The sequence below is a fragment of the Bradyrhizobium lablabi genome (genome assembly GCF_001440475.1).
GTDB lineage: Bacteria > Pseudomonadota > Alphaproteobacteria > Rhizobiales > Xanthobacteraceae > Bradyrhizobium > Bradyrhizobium lablabi.
Genome location: NZ_LLYB01000015.1, coordinates 1 through 3,208 on the forward strand (window position 1 = coordinate 1; position 3,208 = coordinate 3,208).

Consider the following 3,208-nt stretch of genomic DNA (forward strand, 5'->3'; position numbering starts at 1 on the left):
CATCGGACACCTGAAGGCCGATGGTCACCTCGGCCGCTGCTACCTCAAAGGCCGCGCCGGCGATGCGGCCAACGTCATCCTCTCTGCCGTCGGTCACAACTTCCGCCGGATCCTCGCTTGGCTGAGGGCTCTTTGGTGCCTCTTCCTGGCCACCCTCATCATAGCCATCCGCGACCGTTCATCGCTGCAATCGGCTTCTTAACGGACGACGCGCTATTCATGTTGGGCGCAGAAAAATCTGATCCTCCTCCAATGTGGCGGTGTAGTTCACGCCGCCCAGAGGGAATTTTGTCTCCGGCTGAGACGCGCTCGGCAACAGGTTGTGCAAGCGCATTCCTTGCATGAAGTCTTCCGACGCCCGTTGGGGGCCGTGCTGGAAGTCCGGGGGGAGGTACATTGATAGATTCGGCAGCGGATTCAGCTCGTAAGCCGACTGATTTGCCGGGCCTGAGCTAGATGCCATTCCCAACTGCGCGGGTTCATCATTCAGTAGGTGCCAGAGTTCCTTCGCAGGGAACTGCTCTGGATTTAGAGCGAAGTCCTCCGGACCGGCGGGGACTGGCGACGGGATGGCATCCAACAGTCGCTCAAGCTCGCCTGGAGAGAACTGCTCTGGATTGAAAGTAAAGTCCTCTGGATCGACGGAAAATGACCGGCCGGGTTGATGAATTTCATTGTGAAGCTGCTCTTGCAGTCGCTGAAGCTCCGTTGGATCTACGGAGGCTGGCGAAGGCATGGATTGATCATCCATATGGTTTATCACTCGCCGAATTTTCGCAGGAGGAGACTGCTCTGATAGAGCCAATACCTCTGAACCGACGGAGACGAACGAGTGGGCGAGTTCATCATCCCCCGACCCCTGAAGCTCCTCGCGAAGCCCCTCTTCCAGCGGCCGGAGTTGCTCTGGATCAGCCATGATCGACGACTCGTCGGCTTGATCATCCAACAGGCGCTCAAGCTCGCCTGGAGAGAACTGCTCTGGATTGAAAGTAAACTGTTCCGGATCGCCGGAGAACGACTGGACAGGGTGATTGTCCCCTCGTCCGTGAAGCTCGTTATGCAATTCCTTTTCCAGTCGCTCAAGCTGCTCTGAAGGGAGGGAAGCTGGCGACGGGAGGGATTGGTCATCCAGATGATCCAGCACTAGCTCCTCGGGAGAAATCTGCTGTGCATCGAACGCTACGTGCTCTTGACCAAAAGCCGACGGGGCGGGTTGATCATCCCATCGCCCCTGAAGCTCCTGTGGCCGACTGCCAGCTTCCTGCGGCGCGCTGTGCTGCGCAGCGGCGGCGTCGACGCGCCTCGGCTCCATCAGTACCGCGTCTTCGGGATTGATGAGGGCCGCGTTCTGGGGGGGCGGATTCAGCTCAGCGCCAGCGCGCCCAGGGCGTACGACCGGCACGGCTACGCCCGTCGACCGAAAGGTCCGGAGATGCTCTAATGCCTTAAAGAGCCGCTTATTACCCCCGCCGGTGAACTCGTGTATGTCACCGCCGTCGCTCAGCGACTTACTGTCCATCCGAGCAACAATGCTCGGTCTGTTTTTTGCGAACAGCCAACGGCTAAAGCTAAGAAGAGAACTTACATACAGCTTCGCGGCGGGGGCGGTCATCCCGCCCTTGATGAGGGCCTCCTCAAGCCGCAAGATAGCGGGAGCATCGTCGGAATAAAGAGGCCGCTTATCCCATCGTATGACAATCCCCGCTGGCTGAGCCGGCTGCAGCGCCGGGGCAGCCGGCATTGCTCGCCCACCTCCACCTGAATTGGCGAGCTCGCTCAGCTGCCGCTCAATGGCAACGCCTTGCGGATTGTTTAGGGTCCTCGGCCTCTTCGCTGGTCTCAACTCAGCTGTGTCATGCTCATCGTTGATGAGGACCTCCTCGCTTGGCAGGAGGTTGCTCCTGGCAAGCGCACCCATCGGCTCGTGCGGGGACTGCTGGCTGCCGCTAGATGCGTCTTTCGCTGAGGGGATCGTGCGCGGCCGCCCGCGAGAAGCTACATAGCCCGAATCATGATACGCACGAAGGACGCCCAACCCTGTCTTCATGGCTACGACTTTCGAAAAGTGAGTGTTGACGTGATCGAGTAGAGACTGGTGGTCCGCTAGATCAGTCGTTTGGCCACGAGCGCGGAGATCATTCCCCAATCGACGAAGTGCCTGAGTATAAAGCTTAACCGTCTTCGGTTGTGGGTTTTTCTGAGCCGCATATTGAGTAATCGCCCTATCGATAAGGTCCCGGTCTTCGGTAGACAGATGTGGATAATGGTCGCGGTCAGGGCCCCCACGGGCGACGGAAGCGGGGTCAGCCTGGCTTGCCTCGGCCAAGTGCTGCTCAAAGCTCTCTTGCCCGGCCTGGCCCGTCTGCGGCTCTTCGGAGGCGGCGTGCTGCACCTGCGACCGAGCTGGTACATTAAATGGGTCAAAATTGTACGGGTCCACGCTAGCCTCACTCTATAGATCAAGTGAGCAACCTACTCAGGCAAGCTTTCGAGAAGCTGACGGGGTCGTCGCCCGGGCCGGTGCCGATATCGGGGAAAACAATGTTGGTTGATATCTCGATCGGACAGCATTGGTCGAAATACTGGTGCGAAACGGCTTGGCGGCGATCTACGGCGAGCGCAAAAAATGTCCCCATCACTACCCCGACAGCCGTCCGCAATCGAACTCGAATCCGCAAGAGTCCTGGTGCTACCCTCTCGCTGCGCTCGGCGCGTGTCGGGAATGGTTGCAAGATGTCTATATCGAGGGCGGCAAGTTCAGCAATTATCTGAAGGGCAAGGTCTCAAGGCACAATCTGGCGCCGTCGATCGCTCGCGTCGCCATTGGCGCGCTTATCCCGGCGCAGATCACCGCATAGTAATAGCGGCGAACAAGGTCGAGAGAGCCTGCCCGGCATGGGCAGGCTCAGAATACGTCGAGCCAGCGCGGGACTGCTGCGGAGCGATGCTCTCCCATTCCGATGCCAAGACGAAGACGTGGCCCGCTATGCATGAGCTACGAACAGCCTCTGGCGTCCACTGCCAGCACGTCCGGACCCGCTCGTTCCGAAGAATGACCTAAACCTGCCGATCCTACAGCACCATCTTTCATCAGGAGTACGCCCCAGACGTTGTCGACGACCAGAATTTGGCCATCCGCGCACAATCTTCAGGCCATTTGACCTGCCACTGCGTATTTCCTCCAGAAGGAGTTAGAGTCCGGCCCGAA

2 protein-coding genes and 1 pseudogene are annotated in these 3,208 nt (G+C 58.9%); 2 read left to right on the forward strand and 1 reads right to left on the reverse strand.

Annotation, left to right across the window (positions count from 1 at the left end; translation table 11 throughout):
• Nucleotides 1–202, forward strand: a pseudogene (locus tag CQ14_RS00115) (IS5/IS1182 family transposase); the annotation flags it as partial.
• 15 nt (nucleotides 203–217) lie between these two features.
• Here the strand turns inward: CQ14_RS00115 and CQ14_RS45430 are convergent.
• Nucleotides 218–1,741 carry a hypothetical protein gene (locus CQ14_RS45430; protein WP_245320069.1) on the reverse strand — a complete coding sequence of 508 codons (1,524 nt, stop codon included), beginning with the start codon at nucleotides 1,739–1,741 and terminating at the stop codon, nucleotides 218–220.
• A gap of 844 nt (nucleotides 1,742–2,585) precedes the next feature.
• On the opposite strand from CQ14_RS45430, the gene CQ14_RS00130 reads away from it, so the two are divergent.
• A complete protein-coding gene (locus tag CQ14_RS00130) occupies nucleotides 2,586–2,858 on the forward strand; it encodes a BstA C-terminal domain-containing protein (RefSeq protein WP_488230440.1) in 273 nt (90 codons plus the stop codon).
• The last annotated feature ends 350 nt before the right edge of the window (nucleotides 2,859–3,208 follow it).